Here is a 20,532-nt window from a genome sequence, read left to right as displayed (position 1 = left end):
AAGATCTCTCGGTAGCATCCGGGAATGCGAAACGGTCGCAGGTCCTGGCTGCTCGCCTTCTCGGCGTTCTTCCTCGTCTTCGGTGCCTGGTGCTTCGCGGCCCCCTTCGACGGGCCGGCCGACGAGGTTCAGCACACCATCCGGGCCGCCGGGGTCGCCTCCTTCGACCCGGGGCAGATCTTCGCCCGGCCGGCGACCGTCCCGGACGCCTTCGAGAAGCCCGGGATGGGGGCCTACCAGCGCGTACCGGTCGGCATGGACGCCCACGCCGTATGCTTCGGATTCAAGCCCAACGTGTCGGCGGCCTGCGCCGAGGGGCTCAAGGGCGGCCCGATCGGCGAGGTCAGCACCAGCGCCGGGCGGTACAACCCGCTCTACTACTTCGCCGTCGGCGTGCCGCTGCGGCTGTGGCCGAACTGGGGCGGCCTGGTCGTCGCCCGGCTGATCAGCGCGGCGATCTGCGCGGCCCTGCTGGCCTCGGCGTTCGTGTCGCTGCTGCGCTGGTCGCGGTTCGGGCTGGCGGCGGCGACCCTGCTCGGCGTGGCCACCCCGATGCTGGCCCACCTGGCCGGCGGCGTGAACCCGAACTCGGTCGAGATCGCGGCCGGCATCGCGTTCTTCGCCGCGGGCATACCGCTGCTGCTGGAGCCGCCCGACCTGGCGAACAAGCGCTCGCTCGTCACGCTGCTGGGCATCAGCGCGGTGCTGCTGCTGACCCTGCGCTCGGCCGGCCCCGCCTGGTTCGCGTTCGCGTTCTTCGCCCTCGCGGTGCCGGTGCGGTGGAAGTGGCTGCGGGAGTACTGGGGGCTGCTGCGCGTCAAGCTGTGGACGGGCGGCGTGATCCTCGCCGCGGTGCTGTCCGCCGCGTGGATCGTCGGCATGAAGACCGGCGAGCTCGTCCCGCCGCCGCCCGGGCTGTACCAGTACAAGACCGGCGAGGCCATCGCGATCTACGCGAACAGCTGGTGGGTGTACATCGAGGGCATGATCGGCGTCGCGGGCTGGTTCGACGTGCTCATGTGGGCGCCGTTCTACGTGGTCTGGGCGCTGCTCGTGGGCGGGCTGGTCTTCCTCGGCGGGATCTTCGGGGACTGGACGACGCGGTGGCGGTACCTCGTCATCCTCCTCGGCGGCGTCGCGCTGCCCGGCATGCTCCAGGTGAGCCAGGCCAACATGACCGGATTCATCATCAACGGGCGGTACATGCTGCCGCTGCTGGCCGGCCTGCCCCTGCTGGCCGCGTGGACGCTCGAACGGCGGCTGTTCGACGCCGGGCAGACCCGCACCCTGACCCGCACGATGATCATCTTCCTGCTGCCGATCCACTTCGTGCTGCTCGTCTGGGCGATGGTGCGCTGGCAGCGCGGCCTGCCCAACAACGCCGGCGTCGGCTGGTTCAACCCCCTCGCCGGCAAGTGGCACCCGCCGACCGGCTCGATCACCCCGCTGCTGATCATGGGCGTGGCGCTCATCTTCCTGGCCGTGGTGTTCTGGCACGTCCCCCACGAGGAGGCGCCGGCCGCCCAGCCGGCCCCGAAAAGTGATGCAGGCGGTGACCTCCTGACCACGGAAGTTCCCACCCAGCGGGAGATCAGTACCGATACGTGGCGGGAATCGCGTCTGCCCGGGGCGGATTCGACGCCGGGCGCCCGATAGCCTCTGGGGTATGCCGGATCTACTGAAGACCCTCGCTGAGCGCGTGCTCCTCGCCGACGGCGCGATGGGCACCATGCTCCAGGCGGCCGAGCTCACCCTCGACGACTTCGAGGGGCACGAGGGCTGCAACGAGGTGCTCAACGTGACCCGCCCCGACGTCGTGCGGCAGGTCCACGAGGAGTACTTCGCGGCCGGGTCCGACGCCGTCGAAACCAACACGTTCGGGGCAAACCTGGCCAACCTCGGCGAATACGGCATCGAGTCGCGCATCCGCGAGCTGTCCCAGGCCGGCGCCCGGCTCGCCCGCGAGGCCGCCGACGCCCACAGCACCCCCGAGCGGCCCCGGTTCGTGCTCGGCTCGATCGGCCCCGGCACCAAGCTGCCCACGCTCGGCCACGCCCCCTTCGCCGCCCTGCGCGACGCGTACTTCGACAACGCCGCCGGGCTCATCGAGGGCGGCGCCGACGCGCTGATCATCGAGACCTGCCAGGACCTCCTGCAGACCAAGGCGGCGATCATCGGCGCCCAGCGGGCCTTCGAGTCCACCGGGCTCACCGTGCCGATCATCTGCCACGTCACCGTCGAGACGACCGGCACCATGCTGCTCGGCTCGGAGATCGGCGCCGCGCTCACCGCCCTGGAGCCGCTCGGCATCGACCTCATCGGCCTCAACTGCGCCACCGGGCCCGCGGAGATGAGCGAGCATCTGCGGTACCTCGCCCAGCACGCCCGAATCCCCGTGTCGGTCATGCCGAACGCCGGCCTGCCCCAGCTGACCGCGAACGGCGCCTACTACCCGCTCACCCCGGACGAGCTCGCCGAGGCGCTGCAGCGCTTCGTGCTCGACTACGGCGCCGGGCTCGTCGGCGGCTGCTGCGGCACGACCCCCGCCCACATCAACGCCGTCGCGAACCGGCTCGGCGCCCAGCACCCGGTCACCCGCCGGCCGCAGATCGAGCCGGGCATCGCCAGCATCTACCACCACGTGCCGTTCCACCAGGACGCCAGCGTGCTCATGGTCGGCGAGCGGACCAACGCCAACGGTTCCAAGGCGTTCCGCGAGGCGATGCTCGCCGCCGACTACCAGACCTGCCTCGAGATCGCCCGCCAGCAGGCCCGCGACGGCTCGCACATGCTCGACCTCAACGTCGACTACGTCGGCCGCGACGGCGCCCAGGACATGCGCGAGCTCGCCGGCCGCTTCGCCACCGCCTCCACCCTGCCGATCATGCTCGACTCGACCGAGCCCGAGGTCATCGCGGCCGGCCTGGAGATGCTCGGCGGCCGCTGCATCGTCAACTCCGTCAACTTCGAGGACGGCGACGGCCCCGGCTCCCGCTACGCCCGGATGATGCCGCTGGTCAAGGAGCACGGCGCCGCCGTCGTCGCGCTCACCATCGACGAGGAGGGCCAGGCCCGCACCGCCGAGTGGAAGGTCCGCGTCGCCGCCCGCCTCATCGACGACCTCACCACGAAGTGGGGCATGCAGGTCTCCGACATCCTCGTGGACTGCCTGACCTTCCCGATCACCACGGGCCAGGAGGAGGTCCGGCGCGACGGCATCGAGACGATCGAGGCGATCCGGGAGATCTCCCGGCTGTACCCCGGGATCAACTTCACCCTGGGCATCTCCAACGTCTCGTTCGGCATCAACCCGGCCGCGCGCCAGGTGCTCAACTCGGTCTTCCTGCACGAGTGCCAGGAGGCCGGCCTCACCAGCGCCATCGTGCACGCGTCGAAGATCCTGCCGATGAGCCGCATCCCCGACGAGCAGCGCGAGGTCGCCCTCGACCTCGTCTACGACCGCCGCCGCGAGGGCTACGACCCGCTGCAGCGCTTCATCGAGCTCTTCGAGGGCGTCGACGTCGCCTCGGCCAAGGCCTCCCGCGCCGAGGAGCTCGCCGCGCTGCCCCTGCACGAGCGGCTCAAGCGGCGGATCATCGACGGCGAGCGCAACGGCCTCGAGGCCGACCTCGACGAGGCGCTGACCGGCCTGAGCGCGCTCGCCATCATCAACGACGTCCTCCTCGACGGCATGAAGACCGTCGGCGAGCTCTTCGGCTCCGGGCAGATGCAGCTGCCGTTCGTGCTGCAGTCCGCCGAGGTGATGAAGACGGCCGTCGCCTACCTCGAACCGCACATGGAGAAGTCCGACGACGACGCCGGCAAGGGCCGCATCGTGCTGGCCACCGTCAAGGGCGACGTGCACGACATCGGCAAGAACCTCGTCGACATCATCCTGTCCAACAACGGGTACGAGGTCGTCAACATCGGCATCAAGCAGCCGATCTCCGCGATCATCGAGGCCGCCGAGGAGAAGCAGGCCGACGCGATCGGCATGTCCGGCCTCCTCGTCAAGTCCACGGTGATCATGAAGGAGAACCTGGAGGAGATGAACACCCGCGGCGTCGCCGAACGCTGGCCGGTGCTGCTCGGCGGGGCCGCCCTCACCCGCGCCTACGTCGAGGACGACCTGCGCGCCCTCTACCACGGCGACGTGCACTACGCCCGCGACGCCTTCGAGGGCCTCGCCCTCATGGACCGGGTCATGACCGCCAAGCGCGGCGGCGCCCCCGTCATCGACGCCGAGCGCGAGGCCGCCCTGGCCGCCCGCCGGGAGCGCCGCGCCCGCACCGTCGAGGTCCGCGAGGACCTGCCGGCGCTGGACGACGCCTCGGTGAAGTCCGACATCGACTACACCGCGCCGGTGCCGGTGGCCCCGTTCCTCGGCACCCGGGTCGTCAAGGGCATCCCCCTCGCCGACTACGCGGCCCTGCTCGACGAGCGGGCCACCTTCCTCGGCCAGTGGGGCCTGCGCGGCGCCCGCGGCGGCACCGGCCCCTCCTACGAGGAGCTGGTCGAGACCGAGGGCCGGCCCCGGCTGCGGTACTGGATGGACCGCCTCGCCTCCGACCGGGTCCTCGAGGCCGCGGTCGTCTACGGGTACTTCCCCTGCTACTCCGAGGGCAACGACCTCGTCGTGCTCGACGAGAACGGCCACAGCGAGCGGGCCCGGTTCTCCTTCCCGCGCCAGCGCCGCGACCGCCGCCTCTGCATCGCCGACTTCTTCAAGCCCCGCGACGCCGGCGAGCTCGACGTCATCGGCATGCAGCTGGTCACCGTCGGCCAGCCGGTGTCGGACTACACCGCGAAGCTCTTCGCCGAGAACGCCTACCGCGACTACCTCGAGGTGCACGGCCTGTCGGTGCAGCTGACCGAGGCCCTGGCCGAGTACTGGCACCGGCGCGTGCGCGAGGAGCTCGTCCTGCCCGGCGACCGCCCGATGTCCGACGAGGACCCGAAGGACCTCGACGGGCTGCTGCGCACCGAGTTCCGCGGCTGCCGGTACAGCTTCGGCTACCCGGCCTGCCCCGACCTGGAGGACCGCGCGAAGACGGTCGCCCTGCTGCGGCCGGACCGCATCGGGGTGTCGCTGTCGGAGGAGTTCCAGCTGGTGCCGGAGCAGGCCACCGACGCGATCATCGTGCACCACCCCGACGCGTCCTACTTCAACGCCAAGTAGCACCAGCTTTGAGCAGCCGACGCGCCCGAGCGCGTCGGCTGCTCAGCCCTGTCCGCCACAGCCTTGCCACTCAGGCCGCCCATCGACCGGAACGCCACTTTGTCCTGACAAATGCGAAATATCCGGTAAGTCACGCCGTGACCTGCCTGAGCTTTGCCACACCGCCACCGTTGCCGCGCGTCAGTTCACTCGAACACGTTGCGCACGGCATCCTAGGAGGCTAGGTTGAGCCCTATGACCATCAACCCGGGCGCGGCGGAGTTCCCGCATCGGCAGATCGGCGCCCAGATCCGCGCGCAGATCCAGCGCGGCGACTGGGCCCCCGGCGAGCGACTGCCGTCGATCCCAGCCCTGGCCGCGCAGTACGGGGTGGCCAAGCAGACGGTCCAGCGCACGATCGACCAGCTGCGCATCGAGGGCCTGCTGATCACCCGGCCGGGCTCGGGCACGTTCGTGCGCGGCACCAAGCGCCGGATGAACCGGCTCTCCCGCGGCCGCTACGGTTCCCAGCGCGGCTACCACGCGGAGCTCGCCGCGCGGTACCGTCAGCATCTCATGATCGTCGCGCAGCTGCCGGCCCCCGCGGACGTGGCCGAGGCGTTCGGCCTCGACGCGGGCGCGCCGCTGCTCGTGCGGCGGCACCTGGTGCGCACCGGTGACTCCCCGGTCGAGGTCGGCGCCTCCTGGTTCCGCCCCAATGATGTGCGCGGGACGTCGATCGAGCGCCCCGACGTGTTCGACCGGCCGCTGTTCCAGGAGGTCGAGGAGGAGCTCGGCCGCCGCTACGCCAGCGCCCGCGACCAGGTCAGCGCCCGGCTGCCGACCCGGGAGGAGGCCGAGCTGCTGCAGATCCGGCCCGACACGCCGGTCCTGGTGCTGCTGCACGTGGCCTACGACGACGACCACAAGGTCATCGAGGTCGCCCAGGCGGCCTGGCCCGGCCCGATGACCCAGCTGACCGAGGAGTACCGCATCCCGGCCCCCCGCCCCGGCCTGCCCGACGACGAGCCCGGCCTGGCGCTGGGCTGACCACGAGTGCTGGTCGGACGCGATTCGCAGTGGGCGCGGCTGCACGCCGTGCTGCGCTCGGCCGCCCGCGACCAGGGCGGCGGACTGGTGCTGCGCGGCGAGGCCGGCATCGGCAAGACGGCGCTGCTGGCCCAGGCGGCCGACACGGCCCGGGCCGAGGGAATGCGGGTCGTCACGGCGGCCGGGGTGCAGGCCGAGGCCCTGATCCCCTACGCGGTCATCCACCAGCTGCTGCGCCAGGTCGGGGTGCGCTTCGACCCGGACGGGGAGTCCTCGCCGTACCGGATCGGCATGCGGGTCCTCGACCGGCTCGGGGACCTCGGCGAGCCGGTCCTGCTCGCCGTCGAGGACGCGCACTGGGCCGACGCGCCGAGCTGGGATGCGCTGACGTTCCTGGGCCGCCGCCTGGAGTCCGACCGGATCGCGCTGGTGATGACGGTCCGCGACGGCGACGACGTCGAGCGGCGCCTGGCCGCCGCCGGGCTGCCCGAGATCCGGCTCGACCCGCTCGGGCCGGGGCCCGCCGCGGAGCTGCTCGACCGGATCGTCCCCGGCCTCTCCCCCGCCCTGCGGGCCCGGGTCCTCGACGGGGCGGCCGGCAACCCGCTCGGCCTGGTCGAGCTGGGCGAGGCCGCGGCCCGCTCCGGGGCCGCCGCGCTGCTGCCGGCCGCGCTGCCGCTGAGCACCCGGGTCGAGCGGACGTTCTCGGCCCTGGTCGCCGAGCTGCCGGAGCCGACCCGGGCCCTGCTGCTGACCGCCGCGCTCGACGACGGCGACGCGCTGGACGAGGTGACGGCCGCGACCGCGATCGTCTGCGGGCGGCCGGTCACGGGGGCCGACGCGGAGCCGGCGGTGAGTACGCGGCTGATGGCCGTCGACGAGCAGTACCGAATCCGGTTCCGTCATCCCCTGCTGCGCTCGGCGCTGGCGGGATCGGCCGCGGCGGAGGTGCGCCGGGCCACGCACGCCGCGCTGGCCCGGGTGCTCGCGGCCGAGCCGGGCCGCCAGATCTGGCATCGCGCCGCGGCCGCCGCCGGCCCGGACGAGGCGATCGCGCGGGACCTGGCCAAGACCGCGATCCGGGCCCACCGCAGCCAGGCCGCCGGGGTCGCGCAGGCCGCGCTGGAACGGGCCGCGCAGCTCAGCGAGGACCACACCGAGCGTGTCCTGCGGCTGCTCTGGGCCGCGGAGATGGCCAGTCAGCAGGGCGACGGCGACACCGTGCGGCGGCTGCTGGCCCAGGTCGGCTCCGAGGAGCTGCGACCGGCCCACCGGGCGCGCTACGCGTGGCTGCACGAGTCCTTCGTCGGCGCGGGCTTCACCGGCACCACCCGGCTCGGGGTGTACCTCGATCTCATCGACGACATGCGCCGGACCGGCGACGCCAACCTCGCCCTGAGCTCGCTGATCGACCTGAGCCTGCGCATGCACTGGTCCAACCCGGGCGACGCGCTGCGCCGGCGCTACGTCGAGATCGCCGAGGCGCTCGACACGCCCGGCGACGACTACCGGGCCCTGGCCGCGATGGCCACCGCCGCCCCGATCGAGCGCGGCGTGGCGAGCCTGGAGCGGCTCGAGCGGCTGCGCCACCGGGTCGGCCTGAGCGCGGTGGCGCTGAGCGAGCTCGGCGTCGCGGCATCCGGCGTCGGCGCGTTCCCGCTGTCCAATCACCTGCTGATCCCGAGCATCGCCGACCTCAGCCGGCAGGGCCGGCTGGGCCTGCTGGTGCACGTGCTCAACAGCCTCGCCTTCAACGCGGCCGCCCTGGGCGACGCCCGCTCCGCGCTGCGGCACGCCGAGGAGACGGTGAGCCTGGCCGCGGAGATCGGCCTGGGACAGGTCGGGCTGACCGGCCGGCTCAGCCTGGCGATGGCCGCGGCCCTGCGCGGCGACGGCGAGCGGGCCCGCGCGCTGGCCGACGGGGCCGAGGCGGTGTTCCTCGCGGCCGGCATGCATCCGCTCGTGTCGCAGGTCCTGCGCGTGCGCGGCGTCGAGGCCCTGGCCGCCGGGCGCGCCGAGGAGGCGTTCCGCGAGCTGCGGCGCATGTTCGACCCGGCCGATCCCGCGTACCACCCGTACCTGCGCCTCACCGCCGTCGGCCACCTGGCCGAGGCGGCCCTGCTCGCCGACCTGCGGGCCGAGCTGGCCCCGGTCGTCGCGGACCTGGAGCCGGTGGCCGGGCAATGCCGCAACCCCGCGCTGCTGGCCGGGCTGCGCTACGCCCGCGAGGTCCTGGCCGACGGCCCCGCCACCCGGCCCGGCGACGACGCCGGGCCGGACCTCGCCGCGTGGCTGTTCGAGCGGGCCCGGCTGGCGCTGACCCGCGGGACCCGCCTGCGCCGCGGCCGGCAGAACCTCGAGTCCCGGCCGCACCTGCGGGACGCGGCGGCCACGTTCGACGCGCTCGGAGCGACGCCGTGGGCGGACCGGGCGCGGGCCGAGCTGCGGGCCTCGGGCGAGTCGCTGCGCCGGCCGGTCGACGCGACGGCCGCCCTCACCGAGCACGAGCTGCAGGTCGCGCACCTGGCCGCGGCCGGGCTGAGCAACCGCGAGATCGGCGAGCGGCTGTTCCTGTCACCGCGGACGATCTCCACCCACCTGTACCACATCTTCCCCAAGCTCGGCGTGAAGTCGCGGGGCGAGCTGGCCAAGGTGCTGCTCGATCCCTAGACCGGCTTGGCCTTCTGGGGCTGGAAGGTCTCGTGGCGGGCCAGCATCGCCACGAACTCGGCGATCTTCCGCTCGCGGGTCTCGGCCCGCTTGACGGCGTTGAGGCGGTAGACGAGCGCGAACCGGTTCGCCTTGGTGAGCACGTCGAACATGGCCTGGGCGGCCGGCACCGCGGCGATCGCGGCCAGGAGATCGGCCGGCACCTCGGCCTCCGACGGCGGGGCGTAGGCGGCCGCCCACCGCCCGTCCGCCTTGGCCGCGTCCACCGCCGCGCGGCCCGCCGGTCGCATCCGGCCCTGCTCCTCGAGCCGGGCCACGTGCCCGACGTTGCGCTGCGACCAGGAGCTGCGGGCGGTACGCGGCGTGAAGCGGATCCAGGAGTGCTGCTCGTCGCCCTTGCGCGCCTGCCCGTCGATCCAGCCGACGCACAGCGCCTCGTCCACCGCCTGCTGCCAGGTCAGCGTGGTGATCGTCCCGCCCTTGCGGGTCAGGGCCAGCCAGACCCCCGCCGACACCGCGTGGTGCTCGGCCAGCCACGCCCGCAACGCCTCGGCGTCGGCGACGATCAGCTCCTGCAGTTGCGCTCCCGGCATCCCTGCAGGCTAGCGGCGCCGGCCACGGAGTTCCGCGACCGGCGCCACACCTTCCTCAGGTGATCGGGTCCGGGGCGGCCGTCGCGGCCGGGGCCGGGGACGTGGGGGCGTCGGAGATGCGCGGGTCGCCCTCGTCGGCGAAGTAGTCCTCGCGCGTGGTGTCGTCGCCGCCGTCGGTGACCGAGGAGGCGCGCAGGATCAGCGTGACGATCGCGGCCACGGCCAGGTTGACCACGACGGCCACGAAGCCGACGTAGATGGTCTTCTTGGTGTCGAAGCCCCACTCGCTCAGCGGGAAGGCCGAGCCCGCGAAGTGGCGGTGCGTGGTCGGGTTCACCACCTGGTAGAGCATCCACAGGCCCAGGCCCATGCCGGCGACCCAGCCCGCGACCAGGGCGCCGCGGTGGAACCAGCGGGTGAACAGGCCCAGGGCCACGGCCGGAAGGGTCTGCAGGATGATGACGCCGCCGATGAGCTGCAGGTCGATCGAGAACTGCGGGTCGATGAAGACGACGAAGAGCAGGGCGCCGAACTTGACCAGCAGGCTCATCACCTTGGAGACCGTGGCCTCCTGGGCGGGCGTGGCGTCGCGCTTGAAGTACTCGCGGTAGATGTTGCGCGTGAAGAGGTTCGCGGCGGCGATGGACATGATGGCCGCCGGGACCAGGGCGCCGATGCCGACGGCGGCGTAGGCGACGCCCGCGAACCAGTCCGGGAAGATCTTGTCGAACAGCAGCGGTACCACGGTGTTGTTGTCGTTGGTGCCGTTGGCGTTCTTCAGCGGGGTCACGCCCGCGGCGATGGCCGCGAATCCGAGCAGCGCGATGAGGCCGAGCAGGAAGCTGTACGCCGGCAGCGCCGACATGTTCCGCTTGATCACGTCGCGGTTCTTGCTGGCGAGCACGCCGGTGATGCTGTGCGGGTACAGGAACAGGGCCAGCGCCGAGCCGAGGGCCAGCGTGAAGTACTGGATCTGGTTGTCGCCGTTGAGCAGGATGCCGTCGGCGGGCGACGGCGTCTTGGCGAACTTCGCGTCCGCGGCGTCGAAGATCGCGCCCCAGCCGCCGAGCTTCGCGGGCAGGTAGAAGACCGCGACCAGGATGACGACGTAGATCAGGATGTCCTTCACGAACGCGATCAGCGCCGGGGCGCGCAGGCCGCTGGAGTACGTGTAGGCGGCCAGGATCGCGAAGGCGATGATGATCGGCAGGTGCCGGGCCAGCGTGCCGGACCCGGTGACGCCCATCGTCTTGAGCACCGACTCGATGCCGACGAGCTGCAGCGCGATGTACGGCATCGTCGCCACGATCCCGGTGATCGCGATGACCAGGGCGAGCGTGGGCGACTGGAACCGGGCCCGCACGAAGTCGGCCGGGGTGACGAACCCGTGCCGGTGCGACACCGACCACATCCGCACCAGGACGAGGAACACGAGCGGGTAGATGATCACCGTGTACGGCACCGCGAAGAAGCCCGCCGCGCCCGAGGCGAACAGCAGGGCGGGCACGGCGACGAACGTGTAGGCGGTGTACAGATCGCCGCCGACCAGGAACCAGGTGATCCAGCCGCCGAAGCTGCGGCCGCCGAGGCCCCACTCGTCGAGATGGTTGAGCGTGTCGGGGCGCCGCCAGCGGGCCGCGACGAAGCCCATCGCGCTCACGGCGAGGAACAGCACGACGAAGATGACGACCTCGGTGACATGATCACGCCACATGGCCGCTCACCGCCGCTTCGTCATCTGGTAGACGAGCGTGGTCACGCCGACGCCCAGCAGGATGAAGGCCAGCTGGAGCCAGTAGAACCGGGGGAAGCCGAGGATGCGGGGTCCGTCGGCGTTGAACACGAAAGTCAGCAGCGGTACCACGATCGGGATGAACAGCAGCCAGTTCCACGGGCTGCGGTCACTCGCCGGGGCCTTCCGCTCTTCAGGACCGGTCATGGCAGACCTCTCCTTCGACGGGGGTGTCCGGACCTGGGCGGCAGGTCCGTAATGATCGACGTAACCTGATCCCTGCCACTCCCCGAGGGCCCGCGGGCCGCGAATCGGCGAACGGTACGAACGATGCGCCTAACGGGCAAGCTCCAATTCGGACGCGTTGGCCCCCGTGACGACCACCCCGACGGCTGAGCCCATGAGCCCGGGCCGCGCGAGCACCGCCGCGAGGGCCGCCGCGCCCGCGCCCTCGGCCTGGGTGCCGGCGAGCCGGGCGAGCAGCCGCCGCGCGTCGCCGATGGCCGCGTCGCCGAGCAGGACGAAGTCGGCGAGGTGCTCACGGAGGATCGCCTGCGGGCCGGCGAAGCCCCGCCCGGTGGCCAGTCCGTCGATCTCGGTGAGGTTTGCGCGGTACTGGCACGTGCCCGCCCGCCACGAGTCGTGCGCGGCGGGCGCGGCCTGGGACTGGACCGCGATCACCCGGCAGCCGGGCGCGAGCGCGGCGGCGACGAGGCAGGCGGCCGCGGCGCCGGTGCCCGAGCCGACGGGGACGACGAGCGTGTCGAGGTCGGGGTGGCGTTCGAGGAGCTCGCAGTACAGCGTGGCGACCCCGGCGACGAGGGCCGGCTCGTCGCCGGGGCTGACCAGGCGGCCCGGCAGGGTCCCGGCGTGCTCCTCGGCGTCGCCCATGTTCGCGCCGTGGCGCACGACCGTCGCGCCCAGCGCCTCGACGGCCCGGACGCGCAGCTCGGCGGCGTGCTCGGGCATGACGATCGTGGCCTCGCGGCCGTACTCGCGCGCCGCGTACGCGATCGCCCGGGCGTGGTTGCCGGTGGAGTAGGTGACGATCGGGTCGTCGCCGTCGAGGGTCGCGAGGAGGTTCAGGGCGCCGCGGACCTTGAAGGCGCCGGTGGGCTGGGCGTTCTCGTGCTTGACGACGACGCGGCGGCCGGCGGCCTCGTCCAGCAGCGGGTAGGACCAGGACGGGGTGGGCGGGAGGTGGCGGGTGACGATCTTCCGGGCCTCGAGCACGTCGCGCATGGTGAGCATGGGGTGAGCTTTCCCCGGTACGACATATTGGTCCAATGCTTGTTCGGTCGCTTTCTCATAGACATCATTGATGCGTGCTCGATGTGACGCGCCTGCGGGTGCTCGTGGCGGTGGCCCGGCACGGGTCGGTGACGGCGGCGGCCGAGGCGCTGCACTATGCGCAGCCGTCGGTGAGCCACCACCTCGCCCGGCTGGAGGCGGAGACCGGGGCGCAGCTGTTGCAGCGGGCCGGCCGCGGGGTGCGGCTGACGCCGGCCGGGCGGCTGCTGGCCGAGCGGGGCGAGGAGATCCTGGGCCGCCTCGACGCCGCGGAGGCGGAGCTGGCCGAGCTCAGCGGCCTGCGGGCCGGGCGCGTGCGGCTGGCGGCGTTCCCGTCGGCGCTGGGGTCGTTCGTGCCGCGCGCGGCGGCCCGGTTCACGGCCGCGCATCCGGACGTGGTGCTCGAGTTCGTGGAGGCGGAACCGCCCGCGGCCCTGGCCCTGCTGCGCACCGGGGAGGCCGACCTCGCCGTGGTGTTCGACTACGGCTCCGCCGACGGCTCCGCCGACCGCGAGGTGCGGCTGACGCCGCTGTTCACCGAGGGCCTGCACCTGGTGACCCGGCCCGGCGCCGGGGGGCCGCTGGAGTCCTTCGCGCGGGCCCGGTGGATCGCGGGGTGCGCGCGGTGCCGGGAGAGCCTGGTGCGGCGGTGCGCGGCGGCCGGGTTGGTGCCGGACATCGCGTTCACGACCGACGACTATGTCGCGGTGCAGGCGCTGGTCGCGGCCGGGCTGGGCGTGACGATCCTGCCGTCGCTGGCCCTGCGGGCGCACCGCTCGGCGTCCGTGTCGACGGCACCGCTGGCGGGCGAGGGGCGGCGGGTGAGCGCGGCGGCGTACGGTGTTCCCCCGGACCCACCCGCAACCGCGCGCCTCCTGGAGTTTCTGGTCACGACGGGTGACGAGGAAATGCGGGGCGTGACGGCGGAAACGTGAATTTATCTCACGGGTGTATGGTGTCAAGAAGACGGAACGGCCACCACAGCTAGGTATTCCGACTCACGGCGGCTGAGTTGCGCGGCGGATCCGATCTCCTCCCGGCCCGGCTGGAATGTTCCGCATGGGACAGACGGTCTACATCACGGGGTGCGGGTCGTTCCTGCCGGGAGCGCCGGTCGGCAACGACGAGATCGCGGACCGGCTCGGCGGCACGGATCGGGCCACGGCCCGGCGGCGGGTGCGGGTGCTCGCGGCCAATGGGATTCGGCAGCGGTACTACGCGGTCGGCTCGGCCGGCCCATCCTCCGGCGGCGCGGAGGCGGAAGGTGAGCTTGACGGGACGCGGGAAGGGTTTGGCAACAGCGAGGCCGGACCGGGGCTGAGCAACCAGGAACTCGCCGCCGCGGCGGTCGAGCGGGCCGTCAAGGACGCCGGGCTCGCGCTGGGCGAGATCGGGATGCTCGCGACCGGCACGACGATGGGCGATCAGCTCGTACCCGGGTTCGCCGCGATGGTGCACGGGCGCGTCGGTGGCGGGCCGATGGAGCTGCTCAGCGCCGGCGGGGTCTGCGCGTCCGGGATGGCCGCGCTCAAGGCGGCCGCCGCGACCGTGGCGCTCGGGGAACACGACGCGGCCGTCGTGGTCGGCTCCGAGCTCGTCAGCCGAGTGCTGGCCGAGCCGCGGTTCGGGGCCGGCGGGCGGGTCACCGCCGACGCCGAGTTCCTGCGGTGGACGCTCTCCGACGGGGCCGGGGCCGTGGTGCTGTCGTCGCGGCCGCGCGCCGATCGGGCCAGCCTGCGGGTCGAGTGGGTGCGCAGCGTGTCGTACGCGCACGAGTATCCGGCCTGCATGCGCGCCGGCGAGGGGTGGCTCGACGCCGCCAGCGCCGCCGAGGCCGAGGCCGCGGGGGCGTTGCGGCTGCGGCAGGACGTGGGCGGGCTGCCCGGGCTGGTGCGGCTGGGAGTCGAGCGGCTGCGCGAACTCGTTGACATCCGAACGATCGATCACGCGCTGGTGCACTACTCGGCGAACACCTTCCGAGACCGGATATTTCGTGAAATGCCGGAAATTGCCGCCATCTGCTTCAGCAACCTCGAACAGTGCGGGAACACCGGCGCGGCCAGCATCTTCGTCATGCTCGAGGAGGCCTGGCGCACGCAGAAGTTCAAGCCCGGGGACCGAATTCTGCTCGCCGTGCCCGAATCCGGGCGGTTCACGATCGCGTTCGCGCTGCTCACCTGCGTCGGGCCGGCCCAGCTCCTCGACGACCTCGCCGAGATCTGGGGCGAGCTCGAAGAGCGGCTCGCCCGCGTCCCGCTGGTACGCCGGATCGAGGACGGCACGGCCACGATCAGCGACTATCGTGCCCTGCTCGTCAACCTCCGCCAGCAGGTGGTCGAGGGCGGGCGGTGGATCTCCCGGGCCGCCTCCAGCTTCTCGGCCGAGCGGTTCGAGCTGCGCAGCGCCGCGATCCGGCACGCCGCCGAAGAGCACCGGGACTTCCGGCTGCTCGAACGCGACTTCGTCGCCGTCGGCGGGGACCTCGCCGAGATCACGGCGGCCGCCAAGAACCCGGGGTCCGAGGCGTTGTCCGCGTTCATCCTGCAGCAGGCCTCGCTGCCCGATCCGGTCGACCTGCTCGGCGCGATGTTCGTGATCGAGGGGCTGGGTGGCGTCAAGGCGCTCGGGTGGGCGCGGATGCTGCAGGAGCGGCTGGGGCTCACCGACGAGCAGGTGACTTTTCTGCGGTACCACGGGCAACACGACGGCGACCACCTGAGCGAGATGCGTCGGCTGCTCGGCCCGGTCATGGCCGATCCCGCCGACTGTGCGCGGATCGTGCGCACGGCCCGGATCACGGCGCGGCTGTACGCCCTGCAGCTCGAGGAGATCCAGTGACCGACGACGGGATCTGGGACGAGCTGGCCGCCCGGGAGCCGATGGACCCGGCCACGCTCCGGCTCGTCATCGAGGACCAGCGGTCGGCGTCGCGGCGGTGGCTGTACCCCCTCCTGCGCCCCGTCTGCGGCGTGCTCGTCGCGGTCGTCGTCGTGGTGCGCCGGCTCGTGCCCGGGCGGCTCACCGCGCACGGGCTCATGGACGCGCTGTGCGTGTGGTTCCTGCGCCGGTGTGTCAGCCCGGCCGCGGGTGAGCTGCTCGTGCGGCACTTCATCGTCGAGACGAACCTGCTCGTGTTCGTCGCGCGCAACACCGGCATGCCGCACGAGGTGACGCTGCGGCCGCGGGCGCTGCGCGAGCTCGGCGACCGCGCGGTCATCGAGCACGACGTGAACGTGTACGACGTGCTCAAGGCCGTCGGGCAGCGGCGCAACGCGCTCGACACGAGCATGCTGAACATCGGGCCGGTCGACGCCGAGCCGGGCACCCGGCGGATCATGCGCCTGGACATCCAGTCGGCGCTGTGCCTGATGAACATCCCGTTCGCGTTGTGCCTGAGCGCGGCCGAGTACCGGCGGGCCGTGCACTCGCTGCGGCTCGACGCGCACCTCATGGCCGTGCTCGCCGACGTCACCGGCGATCCGGTGTTCCGCACCTGGGCGCCGGCGGGCGTCGCGGTGCGGGTCGACAGCCGGCTCGACGTGCCGCGGGCGGTCTACGAGCACGCGGTCGTCTGCGAGTACGCCCACGAGAGGTTGCGGCGGCCGGCCACCGTCCGACTGGTGGCCGGCGCCGCCGGCTAGAGGCGGACGCCCAGCAGGGCGTCGACCGCGGAGGCCATGATCGCCGGGGCCTCGCGGTCGTCGCCCGCGTCGGCGAGCGTCGCGTCGACCCAGGCGTCGACGGCGGCGAGGGCGCCGGGCGCGTCGAGGTCGTCGCCGAGGCGCTCGCGCAGCTGGGCGACGAGCTCCGCACCCGACGGGCCGATGCCGGCCCGGGCGGCCTCCCGCCAGCGCGACAGGCGCTGCTGGCCGGCCTTGAGGACGTCGTCGGTCCACATGCGGTCGTTGCGGTAGTGATCGGCGAGCAGGGCCAGGCGCACCGCCATCGGGTCGACGCCGTCGCCGCGCAGCCGGGACACGAAGACGAGGTTGCCCTTGCTCTTCGACATCTTCTCGCCCTCGAGGCCGATCATGCCCGCGTGCACGTAGTGGGTCGCGAACGGCGTCTTGCCGGAGAGGGCCTCGGCGTGGGCGGCGGAGCACTCGTGGTGCGGGAACAGCAGGTCGTTGCCGCCGCCCTGCACGTCGATGGTGTCGCCGAGCAGGCTCTGGGCGATGACCGTGCACTCGATGTGCCAGCCGGGGCGGCCGGGGCCGAGCTCGCCGCCGTTCCAGGCCGGCTCGCCGTCGCGGGCGCCGCGCCACAGCAGCGGGTCGAGCGGGTCGCGCTTGCCGGGGCGCTGCGGGTCGCCGCCGCGCTCGGCCGCCAGGCGCAGCATCTCGGTGCGCGACAGGTTGGACTCGGAGCCGAACCCGGGCGCCGTGGCGACGGAGAAGTACACGTCGCCGGTGCCGTCCTCGAGGGGGTAGGCGTGGCCGGAGGCGATGAGCGAGGCGACCTTGCGGGCGATCTGCGGGATGGACTCGACCGCGCCGACGTACCGCTTCGGCGGGATGATCCGCAGCGCCTCCATGTCCTCGCGGAACAGCGCCGTCTCGCGCATGGCGAGCACGATCCAGTCCTCGCCGTCGCGCTCGGCCCGCTCCAGCAGCGGGTCGTCGACGTCGGTGACGTTCTGGACGTAGTCGACCTCGTGCCCGGCGTCGCGCCACACCCGGTTGGCCAGGTCGAACGCGATCATCGTGGCCGCGTGCCCGAGGTGGGTGGCGTCGTAGGGGGTGATGCCGCAGACGTACATGGTCGCGGGGCGGCCGTCGAGCTCGACGGGGGCGATCTCCCGGCGCGCCGAGTCGAACAGGGCGAGCGGCGCGGCATCGCCGGCGGGGCGGGGCAGCGTGGGCAGCGCCGGTGCGGTCCAGGAGTCCATGACCAACAGCGTATCCGGGCTCACGCTTCCCGAGGGATGTGACGATCGTTGCCCTTGCGCTTGCACTTCCCGTAGCTGGAAGGGGTTCACTGGTGCCCATGACGACGGGCGTCCCGATCGGGGAGTTCTCGCGGCTGAGTCATCTGTCCGCGAAGACGCTGCGGTACTACCACGACATCGGCCTGCTCGTGCCCGCCGAGGTCGACGGGGAGACCGGGCATCGGCGGTACCACCCGGGCCAGGTCGGCGACGCGCACCTCATCCGGCGGCTGCGCGGGCTGGACCTGCCGCTGGCCGAGATCCGCACGGTGCTGGCCGCGCCCGATGCCCGGGCCGGGACGCTGCGTCAGCACCTGGAGCGCATGGAGGCGGAGCTGGCGCGGACGCGGGACGTAGTCGCCTCGCTGCGGCGGCTGCTGGACGCGGCGCCGGCGGTCGCGGTGCTGTACCGCACCCATGCCCCGGCGACCGTCCTGCGGGTCGCGGCCCGGGTCGCCCGCCCGGACGTGGAGGCGTGGTGCGGGGCGGCGTTCGGGGAGCTGTTCGGGGTGCTCGGGCGGGCGGGCGCCGATCCGGCCGGCCTGTCGGGCGCCACCTACTCGGCCGAGTTCTTCGAGCAGGACGCCGGGGAGATTTCGGCCTTCGTACCGGTCGTGCCCGGCGCGTTCGCCGGTGATCCGCGCCTGGGCACGCTGCCGGGGCGCCGGTATGCCGTGGCGGTGCACGCGGGGCCGTTCGGCGACTGTGACCTCACGTACGGGGCGCTGGGCGCGCACGTGGCGGTGCATGACACGGCGCTGGCGGAGCCGATCGTGGAGCAGTACCTGGTCGGGCCGCAGCACACGGACGACGAGGAGCGATTCCGCACCGAGGTGTGCTGGCCGGTCGCCTGAAACGGCCGGGCGGTCGCCTGAACGGCGGCCAGGTCGCCTGAAACGCCGGCCGGGCGCCCGGAACGCGAGCTGGGCTTGCCGGCGAGCGCTGGCCCGTCGAATAAACACCGGCCGCCAGCCGGTCGAACAAGCAACGGCGCCGGCTGGTCGCATCAACGCTGGCCCCACGAAAGCGCTGGCCGGGCGCATCGAGAACAGCGGCCGGTCGAGCAAAACGCCTTACCCCAGGACGAAAAGTCCGACACTCCGTGATCGGACTTTTCGGACTTATACCCCGGCAGGAGATAAATCCGATATGTCGCGGCGCGCCAGCGCCCGACATATCGTTCGCAACCGAACGAAGGAGAGCACCGCAATGCCCGACATCACCCTCGCCAACGTCACCGTCGACTGCACCGGCAGCGCCAAGGACCTGGCCGCCTTCTACGCCGAGCTCCTCGGCCGCGACCTGAACCCGGGCGCGTCCGAGTTCTTCGCCACCGCCGGGGACTCCCCCACGCTCATGTTCATCCGCGTGCCCGACCGCACCCCCGGCAAGAACAGCGTCCACCTCGACCTGCACACCGACGACATCGCGGCCGGGGTCGAGCGGGCGGTGGCGCTCGGGGCCAGGCACGTGGGGGACTTCGACGAGTACGGCGCGGCCTGGGCCACGCTCGCCGACCCCGAGGGCAACCTGTTCGACATCGGCCGCCCGTCGAAGGACTGATTCGGGCATATACGAAAAATCCGATATGTCGTGGCGCGTCAGCGCCCGACATATCGGGTCACACCAGCAGCGGGACTAGATCGGCGGCCAGGGAATCGCGTGGCGGTCCTCGTCCGGCGACGGGAACGTGCGCGCCCGCAGCAGGGCGTCGATGCGCACCCAGATCATGGCCACCTCGGCCGGGGTCAGGTGCTCCGCGAACGTCTCGGCGAGGCCGGCGGAGTACTGCGCCCGCAGCTTCTCCAGGACCTCGATCCCCTCGTCCGGGATCGGCTCGCCGGCCCAGCCCCAGATGATCGTGCGCAGCTTGTCCTCGGTGTGGAAGCAGATGCCGTGGTCGACGCCGTGGACCTTGCCGTCCACGGTGTCGATCACGTGGCCGCCCTTGCGGTCGGCGTTGTTCGCGACCGCGTCGAAGAGCGCGATGCGGGCCAGCCGCGGGTCGTCGGCGTGGGCGAGGACGAAGGGGCGGCCGCGCTCGTCGCGGGCCGACATGATCCGGCGCCAGTCCTTCGGGACCTTGTTCGCCGGCACGAACCCGAGCAGCAGGTCGTCGGTCTGCAGCTCGTCGTCGATCCAGAGCTGGCACATGCCGGGGCCGAGCGGGCCGTCGCGCAGCAGGGTCGGCGGGACGATGCCCCAGCCGGTCGCCTCGGAGAGCAGCCAGGCCGAGAACTCGCGGCCGGCGAGGGTGCCGTCGGGGAAGTCCCACAGCGGGCGCTCGCCGCTGACCGGCTTGTAGACGCACCGGGCCGCGGTCTCACCCAGGGTGATGACGCAGCGCAGGGTGGCGTTGGAGGCGTCCATGAGCCGGCCCTCGAGCTCCAGCTCGCCGTGGCGCAGCAGCTCGAGCGCCTCGTCCTCGGGCAGGGCCGGCACGCCCGGCTACCGGCGGTAGCCGTTGTGCCGCGGGCAGAGGTGCCCGCGGGCGTCGAGGGGCTGGCCGCACAGCGGGCACGGCGGGCGGCCGGAGGCGACGACCCGCTTGGCCCGCTCGATGAACGCCTTCGTGGCCGCCGGCGTCAGCCGGACCCGCAGGCGGTCCCGGTCGGCGGTGGCGAGCTCCTCGTCCTCGTCCTCGTCGGGCTCCTCGGCCTCCTCCTCGCCGACCGCGATCGCCTCGATGATGACCGTGGCGCTGTCGACGTCGAACTGCAGGCCGAGGGTGCCGACGCGGAACTCCTCGTCGAGCGGGGTGTCGAGGGGCTCGTTGTCGGCGGTCTCGACGACCGTCTCCGTGGCGAGGTCGACGCCGAAGCGGCGGTGGGCCTCCTGCAGCAGCTCCTCGAGCTTCTCGGCCAGCAGGGAGACCTGCACCTTCTCCAGTGCGACGCTGATCAGCCGGCCGCCGCCGCGGGCCTGCAGGAAGAAGGTCCGCTCCCCCGGCGCACCCACGGTGCCGGCAACGAACCGCTCCGGCGGCTCGAATGCATACACGTGGTGGCTCATGCTGTCACCTCCGCTTCGCTCCGGCGCCAGCCTGAGCTGAATCAATGCCCATGATGAGCGGCCTCTCCGCTTCGCTCCGAACCGCTCATGCTGAGAACTC

The 20,532-nt window shown here is 72.6% G+C and carries 16 protein-coding genes; 9 read left to right on the top strand and 7 right to left on the bottom strand.

Going from position 1 to position 20,532, the window contains the following annotated elements; all coding sequences use genetic code 11:
- The first annotated feature begins 24 nt into the window (after window positions 1-24).
- From AC6JBM_RS05505 to AC6JBM_RS05490, 4 genes are all read left to right on the top strand, one after another.
- Window positions 25-1,656, top strand: a complete 1,632-nt coding sequence (locus AC6JBM_RS05505; RefSeq protein WP_497982536.1) for a glycosyltransferase family protein — start codon at window positions 25-27, stop codon at window positions 1,654-1,656.
- A gap of 10 nt (window positions 1,657-1,666) precedes the next feature.
- On the top strand, window positions 1,667-5,179 hold the full coding sequence (gene metH / locus AC6JBM_RS05500) for a methionine synthase (protein ID WP_497982535.1): 3,513 nt from the start codon (window positions 1,667-1,669) through the stop codon (window positions 5,177-5,179).
- 234 nt (window positions 5,180-5,413) lie between these two features.
- Complete coding sequence (locus tag AC6JBM_RS05495; RefSeq protein ID WP_497982534.1) at window positions 5,414-6,208, top strand: GntR family transcriptional regulator; 795 nt, start codon at window positions 5,414-5,416, stop codon at window positions 6,206-6,208.
- Between the two features lie 6 nt (window positions 6,209-6,214).
- Window positions 6,215-8,878, top strand: coding sequence for a helix-turn-helix transcriptional regulator (locus AC6JBM_RS05490; RefSeq protein WP_497982533.1), 2,664 nt, complete (start codon window positions 6,215-6,217; stop codon window positions 8,876-8,878).
- Here the strand turns inward: AC6JBM_RS05490 and AC6JBM_RS05485 are convergent.
- From AC6JBM_RS05485 to AC6JBM_RS05470, 4 genes are all read right to left on the bottom strand, one after another.
- Window positions 8,875-9,471 (bottom strand): YdeI/OmpD-associated family protein, encoded by a 597-nt coding sequence (locus AC6JBM_RS05485; RefSeq protein WP_497982532.1) that lies wholly within the window; start codon window positions 9,469-9,471, stop codon window positions 8,875-8,877. The genes AC6JBM_RS05490 and AC6JBM_RS05485 overlap by 4 nt on opposite strands.
- A 55-nt stretch (window positions 9,472-9,526) precedes the next feature.
- Complete coding sequence (gene mctP / locus AC6JBM_RS05480; protein WP_497982531.1) at window positions 9,527-11,185, bottom strand: monocarboxylate uptake permease MctP; 1,659 nt, start codon at window positions 11,183-11,185, stop codon at window positions 9,527-9,529.
- 6 nt (window positions 11,186-11,191) lie between these two features.
- The gene (locus AC6JBM_RS05475; protein WP_350625699.1) at window positions 11,192-11,410 is read right to left on the bottom strand and encodes a DUF3311 domain-containing protein; all 219 of its coding nucleotides are present in this window, start codon (window positions 11,408-11,410) and stop codon (window positions 11,192-11,194) included.
- Window positions 11,411-11,539: 129 nt separating this feature from the next.
- The gene (locus tag AC6JBM_RS05470; protein ID WP_497982530.1) at window positions 11,540-12,454 is read right to left on the bottom strand and encodes a threonine ammonia-lyase; all 915 of its coding nucleotides are present in this window, start codon (window positions 12,452-12,454) and stop codon (window positions 11,540-11,542) included.
- A gap of 74 nt (window positions 12,455-12,528) precedes the next feature.
- Between AC6JBM_RS05470 and AC6JBM_RS05465 the strand changes: the two genes are divergently transcribed.
- From AC6JBM_RS05465 to AC6JBM_RS05455, 3 genes are all read left to right on the top strand, one after another.
- The gene (locus tag AC6JBM_RS05465; RefSeq protein WP_497982529.1) at window positions 12,529-13,428 is read left to right on the top strand and encodes a LysR family transcriptional regulator; all 900 of its coding nucleotides are present in this window, start codon (window positions 12,529-12,531) and stop codon (window positions 13,426-13,428) included.
- A gap of 124 nt (window positions 13,429-13,552) precedes the next feature.
- Window positions 13,553-15,331 (top strand): 3-oxoacyl-[acyl-carrier-protein] synthase III C-terminal domain-containing protein, encoded by a 1,779-nt coding sequence (locus AC6JBM_RS05460; RefSeq protein WP_497982528.1) that lies wholly within the window; start codon window positions 13,553-13,555, stop codon window positions 15,329-15,331.
- The gene (locus AC6JBM_RS05455) at window positions 15,328-16,134 is read left to right on the top strand and encodes a DUF6999 family protein (RefSeq protein WP_497982527.1); all 807 of its coding nucleotides are present in this window, start codon (window positions 15,328-15,330) and stop codon (window positions 16,132-16,134) included. The genes AC6JBM_RS05460 and AC6JBM_RS05455 overlap by 4 nt, the downstream gene beginning before the upstream one ends.
- On the opposite strand, the gene mshC is transcribed toward AC6JBM_RS05455, so the two are convergent.
- Entirely contained in the window at window positions 16,131-17,381 is a 1,251-nt protein-coding gene (mshC, locus tag AC6JBM_RS05450) for a cysteine--1-D-myo-inosityl 2-amino-2-deoxy-alpha-D-glucopyranoside ligase (protein ID WP_497982526.1), read from the bottom strand. The genes AC6JBM_RS05455 and mshC overlap by 4 nt on opposite strands.
- 98 nt (window positions 17,382-17,479) lie before the next feature.
- Between mshC and AC6JBM_RS05445 the strand changes: the two genes are divergently transcribed.
- Window positions 17,480-18,274 (top strand): MerR family transcriptional regulator, encoded by a 795-nt coding sequence (locus AC6JBM_RS05445; protein WP_497982525.1) that lies wholly within the window; start codon window positions 17,480-17,482, stop codon window positions 18,272-18,274.
- A gap of 355 nt (window positions 18,275-18,629) precedes the next feature.
- Complete coding sequence (locus AC6JBM_RS05440) at window positions 18,630-18,983, top strand: VOC family protein (protein ID WP_350625713.1); 354 nt, start codon at window positions 18,630-18,632, stop codon at window positions 18,981-18,983.
- A gap of 75 nt (window positions 18,984-19,058) precedes the next feature.
- Here the strand turns inward: AC6JBM_RS05440 and AC6JBM_RS05435 are convergent, their stop codons facing one another.
- Entirely contained in the window at window positions 19,059-19,862 is an 804-nt protein-coding gene (locus tag AC6JBM_RS05435) for an SCO1664 family protein (protein ID WP_497982524.1), read from the bottom strand.
- 6 nt (window positions 19,863-19,868) lie between these two features.
- Complete coding sequence (locus AC6JBM_RS05430; RefSeq protein ID WP_497982523.1) at window positions 19,869-20,432, bottom strand: DUF3090 domain-containing protein; 564 nt, start codon at window positions 20,430-20,432, stop codon at window positions 19,869-19,871.
- Window positions 20,433-20,532 lie beyond the last annotated feature (100 nt).

The sequence above is a fragment of the Dactylosporangium thailandense genome (assembly GCF_059739745.1).
Note: the sequence above shows the minus strand (reverse complement) of the source record. Positions and strands in the feature narration are given on the sequence as shown.